This window comes from Sorangium sp. So ce394, from assembly GCF_051474665.1.
Lineage (GTDB): Bacteria > Myxococcota_A > Polyangia > Polyangiales > Polyangiaceae > Sorangium > Sorangium cellulosum_D.
The window spans coordinates 12,239,384-12,256,109 of sequence record NZ_CP150339.1; the positions used below are offsets into that span (position 1 = coordinate 12,239,384).

General features: G+C 74.1%; 12 protein-coding genes and 2 tRNA genes. 8 read left to right on the forward strand and 6 right to left on the reverse strand.

The window, feature by feature from the left end:
- Positions 1-6: 6 nt before the first annotated feature.
- Entirely contained in the window at positions 7-1,512 is a 1,506-nt protein-coding gene (locus WMF33_RS45245) for an aldehyde dehydrogenase (NADP(+)) (protein ID WP_437334380.1), read from the forward strand.
- Positions 1,509-3,443, forward strand: coding sequence for a YjhG/YagF family D-xylonate dehydratase (locus WMF33_RS45250; RefSeq protein WP_437334381.1), 1,935 nt, complete (start codon positions 1,509-1,511; stop codon positions 3,441-3,443). Before WMF33_RS45245 ends, WMF33_RS45250 begins: the two co-directional genes overlap by 4 nt.
- Here the strand turns inward: WMF33_RS45250 and WMF33_RS45255 are convergent.
- The 3 genes from WMF33_RS45255 to WMF33_RS45265 all read right to left on the reverse strand — a co-directional run bounded on the left by WMF33_RS45255 (position 3,440) and on the right by WMF33_RS45265 (position 4,735).
- Positions 3,440-4,360, reverse strand: a complete 921-nt coding sequence (locus WMF33_RS45255) for an SMP-30/gluconolactonase/LRE family protein (RefSeq protein WP_437334382.1) — start codon at positions 4,358-4,360, stop codon at positions 3,440-3,442. The genes WMF33_RS45250 and WMF33_RS45255 overlap by 4 nt on opposite strands.
- A 149-nt stretch (positions 4,361-4,509) precedes the next feature.
- Positions 4,510-4,582: transfer RNA gene (locus tag WMF33_RS45260), tRNA-Lys, on the reverse strand.
- A gap of 79 nt (positions 4,583-4,661) precedes the next feature.
- Positions 4,662-4,735 (reverse strand) — tRNA-Arg (locus WMF33_RS45265).
- Positions 4,736-4,948: 213 nt separating this feature from the next.
- Between WMF33_RS45265 and WMF33_RS45270 the strand changes: the two genes are divergently transcribed.
- Entirely contained in the window at positions 4,949-6,052 is a 1,104-nt protein-coding gene (locus WMF33_RS45270) for a penicillin-insensitive murein endopeptidase (protein ID WP_437334383.1), read from the forward strand.
- A 30-nt stretch (positions 6,053-6,082) separates the two neighbouring features.
- Here WMF33_RS45270 and xth read toward each other — a convergent pair whose 3' ends face one another.
- Both xth and WMF33_RS45280 read right to left on the reverse strand, forming a co-directional pair.
- The gene (gene xth / locus WMF33_RS45275) at positions 6,083-6,892 is read right to left on the reverse strand and encodes an exodeoxyribonuclease III (RefSeq protein WP_437334384.1); all 810 of its coding nucleotides are present in this window, start codon (positions 6,890-6,892) and stop codon (positions 6,083-6,085) included.
- Between the two features lie 94 nt (positions 6,893-6,986).
- Positions 6,987-7,898 (reverse strand): alpha/beta fold hydrolase, encoded by a 912-nt coding sequence (locus WMF33_RS45280; protein ID WP_437334385.1) that lies wholly within the window; start codon positions 7,896-7,898, stop codon positions 6,987-6,989.
- Positions 7,899-7,951: 53 nt separating this feature from the next.
- Between WMF33_RS45280 and WMF33_RS45285 the strand changes: the two genes are divergently transcribed.
- Positions 7,952-8,587 carry a pentapeptide repeat-containing protein gene (locus WMF33_RS45285; protein ID WP_437334386.1) on the forward strand — a complete coding sequence of 212 codons (636 nt, stop codon included), beginning with the start codon at positions 7,952-7,954 and terminating at the stop codon, positions 8,585-8,587.
- Between the two features lie 33 nt (positions 8,588-8,620).
- On the opposite strand, the gene WMF33_RS45290 is transcribed toward WMF33_RS45285, so the two are convergent.
- The gene (locus WMF33_RS45290) at positions 8,621-9,283 is read right to left on the reverse strand and encodes a response regulator (RefSeq protein ID WP_044970202.1); all 663 of its coding nucleotides are present in this window, start codon (positions 9,281-9,283) and stop codon (positions 8,621-8,623) included.
- Positions 9,284-9,706: 423 nt separating this feature from the next.
- Between WMF33_RS45290 and WMF33_RS45295 the strand changes: the two genes are divergently transcribed.
- From WMF33_RS45295 to WMF33_RS45310, 4 genes are all read left to right on the forward strand, one after another.
- On the forward strand, positions 9,707-10,114 hold the full coding sequence (locus WMF33_RS45295; RefSeq protein WP_061628008.1) for a response regulator: 408 nt from the start codon (positions 9,707-9,709) through the stop codon (positions 10,112-10,114).
- Positions 10,115-10,204: 90 nt separating this feature from the next.
- Positions 10,205-13,285, forward strand: coding sequence for a glycoside hydrolase family 65 protein (locus tag WMF33_RS45300; RefSeq protein WP_437334387.1), 3,081 nt, complete (start codon positions 10,205-10,207; stop codon positions 13,283-13,285).
- The gene (locus WMF33_RS45305) at positions 13,279-14,268 is read left to right on the forward strand and encodes a universal stress protein (protein WP_437334388.1); all 990 of its coding nucleotides are present in this window, start codon (positions 13,279-13,281) and stop codon (positions 14,266-14,268) included. The genes WMF33_RS45300 and WMF33_RS45305 overlap by 7 nt, the downstream gene beginning before the upstream one ends.
- Before the next feature lie 92 nt (positions 14,269-14,360).
- Positions 14,361-16,724: an AAA family ATPase gene (locus tag WMF33_RS45310; protein WP_437334389.1), complete on the forward strand. Its 2,364-nt coding sequence runs from the start codon at positions 14,361-14,363 to the stop codon at positions 16,722-16,724.
- Positions 16,725-16,726: the final 2 nt, after the last annotated feature.

Below are 16,726 nucleotides of genomic sequence, written 5' to 3' on the forward strand. Positions count from 1 at the left end.
GAAACCATGGAATTCTTCGCTCACAACGCCGCCACCGGGGAAAAGCTCGGCGCCTACCGCGACGCCACCGCCGCCGAGATCGACGCCGCCGCGCGCGCCGCCGCGGCGGCGGCGCAGGCCTTCGCCGACCTCGCGCCGGAGCTGCGCGCCCGGTTGCTGGAGACCGCCGCCGACGAGATCATGGCGCTCGGCGAACCCCTGATCCAGACCGCGCACCGGGAGACCGGGCTGCCCGTCGCCCGCCTCGAAGGCGAACGCGGCCGCACCACCGGCCAGCTGCGCCTCTTCGCCGCGGTCGTGCGCGAGGGCTCCTGGGTCGACGCGCGGATCGATCCCGCGCTGCCGGACCGCAAGCCGCTCCCGCGCCCCGACCTGCGCCGCATGCTGCGGCCGATCGGCCCGGTCGCCGTCTTCGGCGCGAGCAATTTCCCCCTCGCGTTCTCCGTTGCGGGCGGCGACACCGCCTCCGCCCTCGCCGCAGGCAACCCGGTCGTGGTCAAGGCCCACCCGGCGCATCCCGGCACCTCCGACCTCGTGGCCTCGGCCCTGCGCTCCGCCGTCCAGAAGGCGGGCCTGCCCGCGGGCGTGTTCGGCATGGTGCACGGCGCCTCGCCCGAGGTCTCGCTCCTGCTGGTGCGCCACGAGGCGATCCAGGCGGTGGGCTTCACCGGGTCCACCCGCGCCGGCCGCGCCCTCTGCGACGCCGCGGCCGCCCGCCCGCGGCCGATCCCCGTCTTCGCCGAGATGAGCAGCATCAACCCGCTTGTCGTGCTGCCCGGCGCGCTGCGCGAGCGCCGCGACGCGATCGCCGAAGGGCTGACCAACTCGTGCACGCTCGGCGTCGGCCAGTTCTGCACCAAGCCGGGCCTGGTCCTCGGGTTGGCCTCCCCTGAATGGGATGCGTTTGCTCAGTCGGTCGCCGGCCGAGCGCGCGCCGTCGCTCCCGGCGTGATGCTGCACGCCGGTATCCAGGAGTCGTTCGACCGCTCCGTGCGGGAGCTGAAAGGCGTGGAGTGGCTGACCGACGCCGGCGCGCGCGTCGCTCGCGTCTCCGCCGCCGACTTCGCGCGGCAGCCGCACCTCGCGCACGAGATCTTCGGACCGTACGCGCTGCTCGTCACCGCATCGAGCCGCGGAGAGTTGCTTCAGCTCCTCGGCGCGCTCGAAGGCCAGCTGACCGCCACGCTCCATGGGACCGCCGAGGATCTCGCCGCCGCCCAGGACCTTGTCGATGTCCTCAGCCGGGTCGCGGGCCGCCTCGTCTTCAACGGCTATCCGACGGGCGTGGAGGTGTCGCACGCCATGCACCACGGCGGGCCGTATCCAGCGAGCAGCGACGTGCGCTTCACCTCGGTTGGAACCGCGGCCATCTTCCGCTTCGCGCGCCCCGTTTGCTACCAGTCGTGTCCGCCCGCGCTGCTCCCGCCGGAGCTGCGTGACGACAATCCGCTCGGGATATCGCGCCTCGTCGACGGCCAGTCCACCCGCGCTCCCGTCGCTCCCCGCGCATGAGCCGCGATCCGGTATTCGAGTCCGACAGCGAGGCGATCTACGCCCTGCGCACCACCGCGCCCGGGCCGTCGGGGCGCCTCCCGCTCGGGGCCGAGCAGCTGCGCGCCATGTCCAGCGGCGAGCTGTTCGGCTGGACTCAGAACGCCGGGATGGGGTGGGATCCTGCGCGCCTGCGCGGCAAGCAGTTCCTCGTGCTCAGCACGCAGGGGGGCATCCGCGCGCCCGACGGCGCGCCGATCGCGCTCGGGTATCACACGGGACACTGGGAGGTCGGGCTGCTCATGGAGGAGGCCGCCCGTACATTCACGGCCGGCGGGGGCATTCCGTTCGCCGGTTATGTCAGCGATCCGTGCGACGGGCGGACCAATGGCACCGTCGGCATGCTCGACAGCCTCCCTTATCGCAATGACGCCGCCATCGTATTTCGAAGGCTGATACGCTCGCTGCCCACGCGCCGGGGCGTGCTCGGCGTCGCCACGTGCGACAAGGGTTTGCCGGCCATGTTGATGGCGCTCGCCGGCACACCCGACCTCCCCACGGTGCTCGTGCCGGGAGGCGTCACGCTCCTCGCGGAGGAGGCGGAGGATACCGCCAAGGTCCAGACCCTCGCGGCGCGCTACGCGCGCGGGGAGGTGAGCCTCGACCACGCCGCCGAGATGGGCTGCCGCGCCTGCGGCTCCCCCGGCGGCGGCTGCCAGTTCATGGGGACGGCCGCGACGAGCCAGGTGGTGGCGGAGGCGCTCGGCCTCGCCCTCCCGCACGGCGCGCTCAGCCCGTCGGGCGCCGAGATCTGGCGCGACCTCGCCCGCCGTTCCGCGCACGCGCTCATGGCCCTCGAGCGAAGCGGCGTGACCACGCGGGACATCGTCACCGACGATTCCATCCACAACGCCATGGTGCTGCACGCCGCCGTCGGCGGGTCGACGAATCTGGTGCTCCACGTGCCGGCGATCGCCCATGCGGCCGGGCTTCGACGCCCCACGGTGGACGACTGGGCGCGCATCAACGCCCTCGTTCCGCGCCTCGTGGACGTATTGCCCAACGGGCCACGACATTATGCCACGGTTCAGGTCTTCCTCGCGGGAGGCGTCCCGGAGGTCATGCTCCACCTGCGCGAGCTTGGCCTGCTGCGGCTCGGCGCGCGCACCGTCAGCGGCCGGACCTTGGGCGAGAACCTCGAATGGTGGGAGCGCAGCGAACGGCGCCGGCGCCTGCGCGACAAGCTGCAGCAGCTGGACGGCATCGACCCGGACGACGTGATCATGTCCGCCGGGAAGGCCCGTGAGCGCGGCCTCACCAGCACGGTGACCTTCTTGCGCGGCAACCTCGCGCCCGAGGGAGCGCTCGTGAAGAGCACCGCGATCGCTCCTCAGGTGATCGGACCGGACGGCGTTTATCTGCACGAAGGGCCTGCGCGCGTGTTCGGCAGCGAGGACGCGGCGATCGAGGCGATCAAGACGGGCGCCGTGCAACCGGGTGACGTGATGGTGCTGATCGGCATCGGTCCCGGTATCGGAATGCCGGAGACCTACCAGATCACCTCCGCCCTCAAGCACGTGAAGGACGGGCACCGGATCGCCCTGGTCACGGATGGTCGTTTTTCGGGCGTGTCCACCGGGGCGTGCATCGGCCATGTCAGCCCGGAGGCGTGGGCGGGTGGGCCCATCGGGCGCGTGCGCGACGGCGACCGCGTCCGGCTTCGGATCGACACGCGCAAGCTGGAGGGGACGGTGGACGTCGTGGGCGTGGAGGCCGGCGGTCTTGCCGCCCGTTTGCCCAATCCAGCCCTGAAGCCCGACGACCGCGTGAGCGCGGATACGCGGCTATGGGCTGCTCTTCAGGATGCCAGCGGCGGCAGCTGGGGTGGGTGCGTCTATGATGCGGAGCGCATCATCGGGCTCCTCGGCCGCGCCATGGCGGCGGAGCGCTAGCGCGCGGCGCCGCGGGTGTTCAGGTAGACCGCGTAGAGCGAGGTCGTGCCGCAGATGAACAGGCGGTTGCGCTTGGCGCCGCCGAAGCAGACGTTGGACACCGTCTCGGGGATCAGCACCTTGCCGAGCAGCGCGCCGTCGCTCGCGTGGCAGTGCACGCCGTCGCCGGCCGACAGCCACAGGTTGCCGTGCACGTCGACGCGGAAGCCGTCGTACACCCCCACCGGGCAGGTCGCGAACACCTCGCCGCCGGTCAGCGCGCCGTTCGCGTCGACGCGGAACCTGCGCACGTGGTGCGGGCCGTCCTTCGCGTGCGTCGCGCCGGTGTCGGCGACGTACAGCAGCGACTCGTCCGGCGAGAAGGCGAGGCCGTTGGGCTGCACGAAGTCGCTCGCGACGACCGTCAGCGCGAGGGAGACCGGGTCGAGCCGGTAGACGCGCTGCGCGCCCTGCTCGTTCGGCGACGCGTCGCCCTCGTAGTCGCTGTCGATGCCGTAGCTCGGGTCGGTGAACCAGATGCTGCCGTCGGACTTCACGACCACGTCGTTCGGCGAGTTCAGCCGCTTGCCCTCGAAGTGCGACGCGAGCACCGTGCGCGAGCCGTCGTGCTCGGTGCGCGAGACGCAGCGGCCGCGGTGCTCGCACGAGACGAGGCGGCCCTGCAGGTCGACCGTGTGGCCGTTGGCGTTCATCGCGGGCTGGCGGAACACCGAGACGGAGCCGTCGGTCTCGTCCCAGCGCATCATGCGGTCGTTCGGGATGTCCGACCAGACGAGGTAGCGCCCCGCCGGGAACCACGCGGGCCCCTCCGCCCAGCGGCAGCCCGTGTACAGCTTCTCGACGTGCACGTGCGGGAGCGCGACCTTGCGGAAGCGCGGGTCGATCACCTGGAAGCTCGGCGTCAGCTCGATGACCATCGGGTCCTCAAAACACCGAAAGCCCGACACCCCTTGGGTCGTCGGGCTTTCGAGCATCTGTCCCGCGCTGCTTCTTCGATCGTTCCAGCCGCTGTCCCGGCTGTCTCAGCCAGCCCCTCGGGCTGGCTGGATTCCTCAATCATCTCGGGTGGGCCATGAAGGACTTGAACCTTCAGCCAATGGATTAAGAGTCCACTGCTCTACCAATTGAGCTAATGGCCCGAGTAGTTTGTCAAACCGACGGATTCTGGAACAGTCCCCGGGACTTCTCTGGATCGCTTGCGTCGTCCGTTGAGCCCGGCACGCCCGGCCTGATTCGAACAGGCGACTTTCGGATTCGAAGTCCGACGCTCTATCCAGCTGAGCTACGGGCGCTCCTGCGCGCCCCTCGGCGGGGCTCGCGGAACGCTTCTAACCGCACCGGAGCCGATATGTCAAGGCGATGAAGCATCCCGATGCGCAATTCTCAGGCCGCCACCCCCGCTGAGCCCGGACGGGCGTCGCCCTGCGCTCGCCCGCGCCCCGCCGGCGACGGCGGCGAAAGAAGTTCTCTGCCCGCCGCGCCGCGGGGTAGGGTCCGCCCCCGTCATGCCGTTGCTTCGCCCGCTCACCCGCCGTTGCTTCGCGTCCCGGGGCCCTGTCGCCGCCCTCCTGCTCGCGCTGTCGGTCGCGGCGCCGGCCCTCGGCGCCCCGGCGGGCGCGCGGCCGGCCTCGGTGGAGCAGCCGCCGGACCAGCGCCCGCAGGGCAAGCGCCCCGCCGCGCGCCGCAGCTCGACCGGCGACGAGGGCGGATCGCGCGCCGCGCGCGGCGCCGGGGCGAAGGGGACGGCCGCGGACCGCGCGAGCAAGAAGCGCGCGGCGCGGCGGGGCGAGACCTCCCGCGCGGCGCGCGGCGGCACCGCCGCCGAGGCCGACGAGCGCAAGCCGCTGTCGAAGGGGGCGCCCAACCGCGGGCGGCTGAACGGCGCCGTGCGGCTCCGGTCATCGCGGCACCTCAAGACGCGCGAGGGCGCAAGGACCTGGGGGCTGCCCGTGCTCGTGAAGGCCCTGCGGCGCGCCTCCTTCCAGGTGGCCAAGAAGCACGGCGACTCCGCGCTGCTCGTCGGAGATCTCTCGGCCAGGACGGGCGGCCGCCTGGACGGGCACAACTCCCACCAGACGGGGCGCGACGCCGACGTCGGGTTCTACGTCGTGAACTCGAAGGGCAAGACGCTGCGCATGGACCGGTTCGTGGCGTTCGACGACAAGGGCGACGCCATCGGCCTCCCCGGGGCGCGCTTCGACGACAAGCGCAACTGGGCGCTGGTCGAGGCGCTGCTCCAGGACCGCCAGGCAGGCGTCAAATACCTGTTCGTGACCGACGCGCTGCGGGCGCGGCTGCTCGCGTACGCCGCGAAGACGCGCGTCCCGGCGGAGCTCCGGAGCCGCGCCGCCGCCGCGATGATGAGCCCCAGGGACGCCGACCTGCACAACGACCACTTCCACATCCGCGTGGCGTGCCCCCCGTCGATGCGCGCCGCCTGCGTCGAGGAGTCGCTGGCGCGCCCGGCGTGCGACGCCGACGCGGCGAAGAAGCCCCTCGAGGCCACCGCGCCCGCGGCCCCGGCGGACAGCGAGGCGCACGCCGCCGCCGCGCCAGCGGCCGCGGCCGACGGCGCGGCGCACGTCGTAGCGGCGCCCGCCCCCCGCTGACGCCCGCCCCCCGCTGACGCCCGGCCGCGCTCAGACCGCCGGCGCGGCCCCGGGCGGCGCCGCGCCGTCCGCGAGCTCCACCACCACCGGCGCATGATCCGAGGGGCGCTGGAGCTCCCGCGGGCGCGTGTCGATCGACACATCCGCGCAGCGCTCGGCCAGCGGGCGCGTCACCAGCGCGAGATCGATGCGGAGGCCCTTGTTGCGCCGGAACGCGCCCATCCGGTAATCCCACCAGCTGTACGCCGCCTTGGCGGGGTGACAGGCGCGGAACGCGTCGACGAGCCCCCACTCCATCAGGCGGCCCAGCGCCGCCCGCTCGTCGGGGTGGAAGAGCACCTGCCCTTCCCACTTCTTCGGCTCGGCGACGTCGATGGGCTCGGGCGCCACGTTGAAATCGCCGCAGATCAGGAGCTGCTGATCGGGCCGGTACCTCGCCTCGAGCTCGCGCCGGAGCCGCTCCAGCCACGCGAGCTTGTACGCGAAGGCCGGCGTCCCCACCGCCTGCCCGTTGGGCACGTAGACGTTGATGATCCGGATCCCCTCGACCGTGGCCGACAGCATCCGCCGGGCGACGTCTTCCTCGTCGCCGTCGAGGCCCTTCTTCACGTCGTCCACCGACAGCCCGAAGCGCGCGGCGATCGCGACGCCGTTGTAGGACTTCTGGCCGAAGATGATCGAGCGGTAGCCCACCTCGGAGAGCGCCGCCTCCGGGAAGCTGCCGTCCTCGACCTTCGTCTCCTGCATGCAAACGACGTCGGGCGCGGCGCGGACCAGCCAGCTCGTGAGCTGCTCGAGCCGCGTGCGGATGGAGTTCACGTTCCAGGACGCGATGCGCATAGGTCGCCTCACCGATAGTGGATGGAGAGCAGGACGGAAAGCCTGGATCCAGGCGCGGCCGCGCCGCGCGCGGGGCTCAGGCGATCGCGGACGATCACAGGGCCGCCCGGATCGCGTCGAAGAGGCCGTCCGGATCGTCGACGTGGAGCCAGTGGCCGGCGCGCGGGAGGACGTGGACCGAGAGCCAGGGCGCGCGCGCCGCGAGCGCCTCGAAGCGGGCGCGCGACTCCGGCGAGACCGACGCCGACCTGCCGCCGAGGACGACGTGGAGGCGCCGCGCTTCGACCCCGGCGGCGGTCGGCGCCGGCGGCTCCTCCAGGACGTGCCACAGATCGCGCGCGAAGTAGTCGGTGAGCAGGTCGTTCAGGACGTCGAGGTCGAGCCGGATGCGAAAGCCGTCGCCCTCGCGGCGGACGTTCATCGCCAGCCACTCGCCGATGCCGCGGCTGAAGCCGGCGGCCTGCACCGCCTCGAGGAACGCCTCGCGCGACGCGATCGGCTGCGGGATGGCGCGGAGCAGCTCGAGCACGCCGGGGCTCTCCGAGCCGCCCTCGCCGGCGGGCCTGGCGCTCGGATCGACGTCGAGGATGAAGCCGCGCTCGATCTCCGTGGGCTCCGTGGGCCCCGCGCGCCGGCGATCGAGGTAGGCGAGGGCCACCTTGCCGCCGAACGAGTGGCCCATGACCCCGCGGATATCGAGGCCGAGGCGATCGCCGAGCCGGAGCAGGTCGTCGGCGGCCGCCGCGATGGTGTGGGGCGCCGGCGGGCTCTGCGACAGGCCGTGCGCCCGCAGGTCGACCAGGATGAAGCCCCACGGCCGCGCGGCGGGGCCGGGCGCCCCGGGCGCGCCGCCGGTGGCCTGCGCCTCGGCGAGGCGCCGGACGAAGGTGCGCCAGTTGGCGCCGGAGCCGAAGATGCCGTGCAGCACGAGCATCCAGCGGGCAGGCGCCGCGGAGGGCGCGGAGACGAGGGCGTGGTGGGGCACGAAGGCGTCGGGTGCGTTCATGGCTCTCCGGGCGGCGCGAGCGCGCCGCCTGCGCCTAGCGCTAGCATGGACCCATGGCCAAGAAGCCCCCCATCGCGCCGTCGAGCGCGGACGCCGCGGAGCGCGACGCCGCGGCGCCCCCGAGGCCCGCGCGCTTTCACGGCGCGACGCTCGCCGGGGCCGACTTCGACGACGCCGACCTGCGCGGCGCGCGCTTCCACAACGTCGCGCTCGCCGAGGCCGAGCTCGACGATGTGGACCTGCGCGGCGCGCGCTTCCACAACGTCGCGCTCACGGAGGTCGACCTCGACGACATCGACCTGCGCGGCGCCCGCCTCCACAACGTCGCGCTCGCCGAGGCCGAGCTCGACGACGTCGATCTGCGCGGCGCCCGCCTCCACAACGTCGCGCTCGCCGCCGCCTCGCTCGACGACGTGTCGCTGGCAGGCGCGCGGATCGACAACGCCGACGCGGCGGGGACGCGCTGGTCCGACGTGACCCTGCGCGGCGCTCGCCTCGAGGCGTCGGACCTCCGCGAGGTCGAGATCACCGGCTGCAAGATCGACGGGCTCACCATCGACGGCGTGCGGATCGACCGCCTGCTCGAGGACGCGAAGCGCCGAGCGAGCGCGAGCCCCACGCCGGAGGCGGCCACGAAGGAAGCAGCGCCGGGGAAGAGGAAGGCGAAGCGCCCCGCTCCCGCGCGGTGAGCGGGCGGGGCGCCTCGCGCGATCGCGGGTGGCCTACGCCTCGATCAGCCCGGTGCGGACCGCGATGCGGGTCAGCTCGACCGCGCTCTTACATCCGAGCTTCGCGTAGATGCGCACGCGGTGGGTCTCCACCGTCTTCGGGCTGATCGTGAGCCGCGCGGCCGTCTCGCGCGTCGACACGCCGGCCGCGAGCAGCCGCAGCACCTGGCGCTCGCGCGGGGTCAGCGCGTCGAGGCCGCCGGAGCCCTCGCTCGCCGGCTTGCGCATCGCGCGCACGACGGCGCCCGCGATGCTCGAGGACAGCGGCGCGCCGCCGGTCGCGATCCGGCGGATGCCCTCGATGACCTCCTCGAGCTTCGAGGTCTTCACGAGGTACCCCTGCGCCCCCGCGCGGAGCGCCTCGGCGACGCGGAACTCGTCGTCGTAGCCGCTCAGCACGAGCAGCTTCGCCTGCGGAAGCTGCGCCCGCAGCGCCCCGAGGAGCTCGATGCCGTCCCGGTCGGGGATGTTGAGATCGACGAGCACCACGTCCGGCTTGCAGCTCGCCGTCTCGCGCAAGGCGTCGGCTGCTGTCCCGGCCTGGCCCACGACGACCATGTCGGGCTCGTCCGAGAGCGCTCGAGCGAAGCCTTCGCGGACGACGGGGTGATCGTCGATCAGATAGATGTGCAGCTTGCTAGCAGGGGTTTCCGCCATGATGACCACAGGGGGATTGGAGTGTCCTTCGGACCACAATTCGATACCCGCGAGCAGTTCAAGTCAAGCTGCTCGGGTCGTCCTGGGAGGAACCTTACAGGGGTATCAGGTGCTCAACGATCTGCAAGCAGCGGCGCGGCGGCAAGCCCAATTGATGAGGAAAACTCCGTCCTGAGCGAGTTTCGGAGCTCAGCGGAGATCTGCGCCGTGGGAAGCGTTACGCCGCGCGCCAAGCGCCACGCCCCGCGCCAAGCGCCACGCCCCGCGCCAAGCGCCACGCCCCGCGCCAAGCGCCACGCGCCACGCGCCACGCGCCACGCCGCGCGCCACGCCCGCGCGACCTGCCCCATGCGGTCGCGGCGGCCGTCTGGTATCCTTTGCGCGCCTCATGCGCCGAAAAGGCCAGCGATCGAGAGAAACTGGATGAGCTCGCCGGGCCCTTCTCCGTGCCTGGCCGGCGCCTCGCCGCCCCCGCGCGCGGAGATCTTCGTCGTCGACGACGACCCGGCGCTCGTCGACTCGCTGATGGAGCTGCTCGCCGACGAGGGCTACGGCGTCCAGGGGTTCACGCGGCCGCTGGAGGCGCTCGATCGCCTCGCCCGCGGCGCGCGGCCGCGGGCGGTGCTGCTCGACTACGTGATGCCCGAGATGACGGGCGAGGAGTTCCTCGCCGCGCTCGCCGCGGCGGGCGTCGAGGTGCCCGTCCTCCTGCTCTCCGGCGTGAGCGAGCCCAGCATCCGCGGCGCCGTGGCCGGCGTGCTCGCGAAGCCGTTCGACGTCGACCGGCTCCTCGGCGTGCTCGATCGGCTGACCGCCGACGTGCAGCGCTAGCCCACCGCCGCCGCGCCCCGCCCTGATCCCGGCCTGCACAGGCGCGGCGGCACGATCCTCGCGTACCCCGGCCCCGGGGAGGAGCCGAGGATGTCGTCTCTCCAAGACAGCGCCGCCGGGCCGCCCGTCGTCGCGCGGGGCGGGCCGAGCAGCCCCGGCCTCGCGGGCGCGCCGGCGGCCGCGATCCGGCTGCCGGCCGAGCTGCACCACCGCTTCCGCTTCGTCGTCCTCGACGCGAGCGTCCTCCCGGAGGCGGACGGCGGCCCGGAGGCGGACGGCGGCGCCGCGGCGCTGCTCGACGCGCTGCTCGCGATGGGGGTGCGCGTGGCGCTCCTCGCCCGCGAGGCCGTGCCCCACCTCGCGCGGCGGCTCGAGCGCGGCGCGCGCGCGGAGAGCGCGGCGGACCGGAGGCGGCTCTTCGTCGGCGCGCTCGAGGGCGCCGAGCTCTACGGCTTCGATCGCCGCGGCGCCGCCGTCCCGCTCGCCGCCGCGGCGCCGCCGGACGGGCGCTCCGCGCTGGCCGCGCTGCTCGCGCAGGTGATCGCGCCGCTCCGCATCGCGCCGCGCGACTGGCTCGCCATCTCGCCGGAGCCCGGCGGGGGCGCGCCGGCGGCGGGCGCGCGCGGGCTCGCAGGCGCGCGCGGGCTCGCAGGCGCGCGCGGGCTCGCGGGCGCGCCCGAGCTCGCGGGCGCGACCCACGCGGCGGCCGGCGCGCGGCGGCTCGGCGAGATCGTCGCGCTCCAGCGGGACCTCGACCGGGAGCTCGGCGCGCTCGCGGCGCCGCGCGACGCCGCGTGGATCGTCGAGGAGCCGGGGTTCGACGTGGCGCGCGAGCACGAGATCGAGTCGCTGCTCGCGATCGCCAACGGCTACCTCGGCTCGCGCGCGTCGCTCCCGGAGGGGTCGAGCGTATCGCGGCCGGCGACGTTCATCGCGGGCGCGTTCGAGCCCTCGGCCGACGTGAGCCGCGTCCCGGAGCTCGTGATCGCCCCCGACTGGGGCCGGCTGAGCGTCGCCATCGAGGGCGAGCCGTTCTCGGCGGAGACGAGCGGCGTGCTGCACCACCTCCGCGCCCTCGACCTGCGGCGCGGCGTGCTGCTGCGCGAGTGCCTGCGGCGCGGCGAGGCCGGGCACCTCGCGCACGTCCACACGCTCCACGCGGCGTCGCTCGCGGACCGCCACGTCCTCGTCGAGGCGCTCAGCGTCGCCCCCATCAACTTCACCGGGACGATCCGCGTCGACGCGATCCTGAGCGGCGACGTGAAGAGCGCGAGCGGCGCGGCGCACTGGGCGCGCTTCTCGGCGGACGCGCGCGCCGAGAGCCTGCTCCTCGTCGGCCGCACGCACGGCGGGCTCGAGACCGCGATGACCTCGCACCTGCGCGCGCTCCCGGGCGAGGCCGCCGAGGGCTCGCCGCCCGAGGTCCCCGACGGCGCGCGCTGCGAGCGCACCGAGGGCGCGCGCTCCATCGCCGAGCGCTGCGACATCGGCGTCCGCGTCGCCGAGCGGCTCCGCCTCTTCCGGACGACGACGCTGCACACGTCGCGCGACACCCCCGCGCCGCGCGAGGCGGGCGAGGCGCTCCAGGCGGAGCTCTCGCGCCGCGCCGCGGGCGACGTGCTCGGCGAGCACGCGCGCGCGTGGGCGGAGCGATGGCGCCGCGCCGACGTCGAGATCGACGGCGCCCCCAAGATCGAGCGGGCGCTCCGGTTCGCCCTCTACCACCTCATCGGCGCCGCGAACCCGGACGACCCGCGCTGCTCCATCGGCGCGCGCGGGCTCAGCGGCGAGGCGTACCGCGGCCACGTCTTCTGGGACACCGAGACCTTCCTCGTCCCCTTCTACACGCACTGCTACCCCGAGGCCGCGCGCGCGCTGCTCCTGTACCGGCACCGCACCCTCGCGGGCGCGCGCCGCAAGGCGAGGTCGCTCGGCTACGAGGGCGCCCTCTACGCGTGGGAGTCGGCGGACACGGGCGACGAGACGACGCCGCCGCTCCTCGTCACGCCGTTCGGCGAGGTGGTCCGGGTGCTCTCCGGCGAGCAGGAGCACCACATCAGCGCCGACGTCGCGTACGCGGCGCACGCCTACGGCCGCGCCACCGGCGATCTCGAGTTCGAGCGCGGCGAGGGGGCCGAGATCCTCGTCGAGACGGCGCGCTTCTGGGCGAGCCGCGCCGAGACCGGGCCGGACGGGCTCGCCCACATCCGCCGGGTCATCGGGCCGGACGAGTACCACGAGGCCGTCGACGACAACGCGTTCACGAACTGGATGGCGCGGTACAACCTCCGCGCCGCCGCCGCGGTCGTCCGGCGCGGCGTGGCGCGCGGCGACGTGCTCGCGGCGCTCGACCTCCGGCCCGAGGAGGTCGAGCGCTGGTGCGACGTGGCGGATCGCATGGCCCTCGGGCTCGACCCGCGCACGGGCCTCATCGAGCAGTTCGCCGGCTACTTCCGCCTCGAGCCGTTCGCGATCGCCGACTACGCCGTGCGCAGCGCGCCGATCGACGTGCTGCTCGGTCGCGCGCGGACGCAGGCCTGCCAGGTCGTGAAGCAGGCGGACGTCGTGCAGCTCGTCGCGCTGCTCTGGGGCGCGGTGCCCGCGAGCGCGCGGCGCGAGAGCTTCCTCTACTACGAGCCGCGCACCGCCCACGGGAGCTCGCTGAGCCCGGGCGCCCACGCGCTCGTCGCCGCCCGGCTCGACCTCCACGCCCACGCCGCGCGCTACTTCGACCAGACCGCCGACATCGACCTCGGCAACACGATGGGCAACGCCGCGGGGGGCGTGCACGTCGCCGCGATGGGCAGCCTCTGGCAGGCGGTCGCGTTCGGCGCCGCCGGCCTCACGCGCGTCCCGCGCAGCGCGCTCGCGGCGCGGCTCCCGCCCGCGCCGCCGTGGCCGGACGAGGACGAGGCGATCGGCGTCGAGCCGCACCTCCTGCCGGGCTGGCGTCACCTCAAGATCCCGATCTCGTGGCGAGGCCGCGCGCTCGAGATCCACGTGGAGGACGGCGCGGTGGAGGTCGCGCTCGAGGGGAGCGCGCCGCTGCCGATCGCCGCGCTCGACGCGGGCGCGGTCGCCTGCGCCGTGGTGGCCGAGCCGGGCCGGCGCTACGCGGCGCGGCGGGTCGGCGGCCGGTTCCAGACATGGGAGGAGGTCACGACATGCTGAGCGCCGTGCGCGATGGGTCTCTCGGGGAACGTGGGGCGCTGTCCGGGCCGGCTTCCGCGGCCGATCCGCCCCTCGGCGCGCGCGAGGGGGACGACGAGCCCTCGCCGGAGAGCGGCGCGCGGAGCAGGAGCGTGCTCGTCGCGCTCCACGGCCGCCGCGCCCACCAGGGCGCCCTCGGGCTCGGGCGGCTCATCGCCGGCGCGCTCCACGCGCCGCTGCACGGGCTCCTCGTCTGCGCCGAGCCGCTCGAGGCGAGCGAGGTGCCCGCCCACCTCGGGGTCGCCCCGGAGGCGCTGCAGGGCGTGGTGCTGCACGTCGCGGCGAGCGAGGATCCGCCGGGCGCGCTCGCGGCGGCGGCGAGGGGCCGCGGCGCCTCCCTCGTGGTGGTGGCCTCCGAGCCGGAGGAGGTCGTGGACGAGCGCCTCGGCGTCGGCCGGCTCGCCGCGCGCGCGCTGGAGGCCGCCGCCTGCGGGGTCGTCGTCATCGGCCCGGCGGCGCCCACGTCGTCGCGGATCGAGCGCATCCTCTTGCCGCTCGACGGGACCCCCAGCACGGCCGCCGCCATCACCCCCGCCGGAGAGCTCGCCCGCAGGATCGGCGCCGAGCTCGACATCGTGATGGTCGGCGGCGCCTCGCCGCGGGAGGCCGACGACGCGCCGCCCGTCTCGACGCCGTTGCCCTCCGAGCCGGGCGCGATGGTGGCGCCCCTGTACGTCGATCAGCCCCAGCACGAGTGGCCCGCGTTCACCGAGGAGTTCCTGGCCCGGTTCCTGAGCGCGATCGGCCACTGCCCCCACGACGTCGCCACGCGGTTCTTCCTCGGCAAGGGCGAGCCGGCGGCGGAGATCCTGCGGCTCGCCGGGCAGCTGACGAGCGACCTCGTGGTCCTGGTCTGGCACGGGCAGCTCGAGGATCACCACGGCGGCGTCTTCCGCGACGTGCTCTGCGGCGCCCCCTGCCCGGTGATGGTCCTGCGGCGGTAGCGCGCGCTCTTCAGCGTGTTCTCCGGCGCGGCCGCGCCCTGGCGGGCGGGCTCCACGCCAGCGGGCGTCGAAAGGCGCTATGGTGCGCCGCCATGGTCGCCCGCAAGCTGCCCGCCAGCGAGTGCCGCAAGATCGTCGACCCCCAGACCTTCCGCTTCTCCACGACGGATGACGTCGCGCCGCTGTCCGCGGGCATCGGCTCGCAGGAGCGCGCCCTCGCCGCGCTCTCCTTCGGCCTCGAGATCCGCCAGCCCCGCTTCCACGTCGTCGTCGTCGGCGCGCCCGGCACCGGCCGCACGTTCTGCGCACGCGCCGTCGCGAAGCGCATCGCCGCGAGCCGCCCCACGCCCGACGACATCCTCCTCTTGCCGAACCCCCACCGCCCGAGCGAGCCCACGGTCCTGTCGCTCCCCCCGGGCGAGGGCCGCCCGTTCGTCGCGGCGATGGAGGAGCTCCACGAGAAGCTCGTCGACGCCCTGCGCGGCGCCACCGAGGGCGAGCGCTTCAAGCAGGCGCGCGGCAAGATCCAGCGCCGGGTCAACGCCGAGGAGCGGCGGCTCGAGGAGCAGCTCAAATCCGCGGCGCGCGAGCTCGGCCTCGACCTCGTCCGCGGCGACGACGAGGTGCAGATCACCTCGCTCGACGACGCCTCGAACGCGCCCGACGGCGAGGCCCTGCACGCCATCGCCGGCTCCATCGAGGAGTTCGAGATGCGGCTCGCCACGGTGCAGGACGAGGCCGACGCCGAGCTGCGCAGCGTCGTGAAGCAGCTGCTCAGCGACGGCGTGAAGGGCTGCTTCCAGCCGGTGGGCGCGCGCTTCGAGGGGCGCGACGACATCAGCGCCTTCCTCGCGGACGTCGAGACGGTCGTCTCGAAGGAGTTCCGCCTGCTCGTCGACGAGGCGCGCGGCGAGGAGGGCGGCGCCACCCTGCCGCGCGGCGTGGTTGTCCCGACGCTGCTCACCGAGCACACGCCCGACTCCGGCGCCCCCGTCGTGGAGGTCCCCTACCCCACGCTGAGCGCCCTCTTCGGCCGCACCCACGCGCCGCCCGACTCCGGCTTCCCGCCCGAGCCGGGCTTCGCCGTCGCGGGCGCCCTCCACGAGGCGGCCGGCGGCTTCCTCATCCTGCCCGCGGGCGCGCTCCTCAAGAACGAGGCGCTCTACGAGCAGCTGAAGGCCTGCCTCCTCGCCGGCAAGTTCATCGTGCCCGAGCACAACCCGTCGTACTTCCGCGGCACCGCGGAGGAGCTGCTCTTCCCGCCCATCTCGATCGACGTGAAGGTCGTCCTCGTCACGAACCCGCAGCTCTACCAGGACCTGCACGACGCCGATCCGGAGTTCTCGCAGCTCTTCAAGGTGCAGGCGCGCTTCGAGACGACGATCTCGCTCGACCAGGCGCTGCTCACCTACCCCGCGTTCCTCGCCGGCTTCGCGCACGATCGCGGCCTGCCGCCGATCACGGCCGACGGCGTGACCGCGCTCCTCTTTCACGGCGGCCGCCTCGCGGAGAGCCAGACCAAGGTGAGCGCGCAGCTCGGGCTCATCGCCGAGGTCGCGACCGAGGCCGGCTACCGGGCCCAGCGCCGCGGCCGCAAGGTCGTCGACGGCCCCGAGGTCAACGAGGCGCTCGAGGCGGCCCGCCGCCGCGGCAGCCACTTCCGCGACCACGTGCACGAGATGCTCTCCGACGGGACGATCCGCATCGACGTCACCGGCCGGCGCGTCGGGCAGGTCAACGCGATCTCGGTCCTGTCCGACGGCCCGCAGACGTTCGGCCGCCCCTGCCGCGTGACGGCGGTCGTCTACCCGGGCCGCGAGGGCCCGGTGAACATCGCGCGCGAGGTCGAGATGTCCGGCCCGCTCCACAGCAAGGGCGTGCTCGTCCTCACGGGCTACCTCGCCGCGCGGTTCGCCCAGCACCGCCCGCTCTCGTTCGGCGCCTCGCTCGTCTTCGAGCAGACCTACGAGCCCATCGAGGGCGACAGCGCCTCGTCGAGCGAGCTCTACGCGCTCCTGTCGGCGCTCTCGGGCGTCCCCATCCGGCAGGAGCTCGCCGCGACCGGCAGCATCGATCAGCAGGGGAGCATCCAGCCCGTCGGCGGCATCAACGAGAAGATCGAGGCCTTCTTCGATCTGTGCGCCGCCAAGGGCCTGACGGGCGAGCAGGGCGTGCTCATCCCGAGCGCCAACCGCGACGCGCTCATGCTGCGGGGCGACGTCATCACCGCGATCGAGGCCGGCCGCTTCCACGTGTACGAGGTGAGCTCGGTCGAGGAGGGCATCGAGATCATCACCGGCGTCCCGGCCGGCGTCGCCGACGCGGACGGGAGGTACCCGGAAGGGACCGTGTTCCACGCGGCGGACCAGCGGCTCGAGCGCTTCCACCAGGCGATCGCCGACACGATGAGAGGGGGGCCGAGCGCGGATCCCCGGGGCATGCTCCGGGGTCGCTGAGG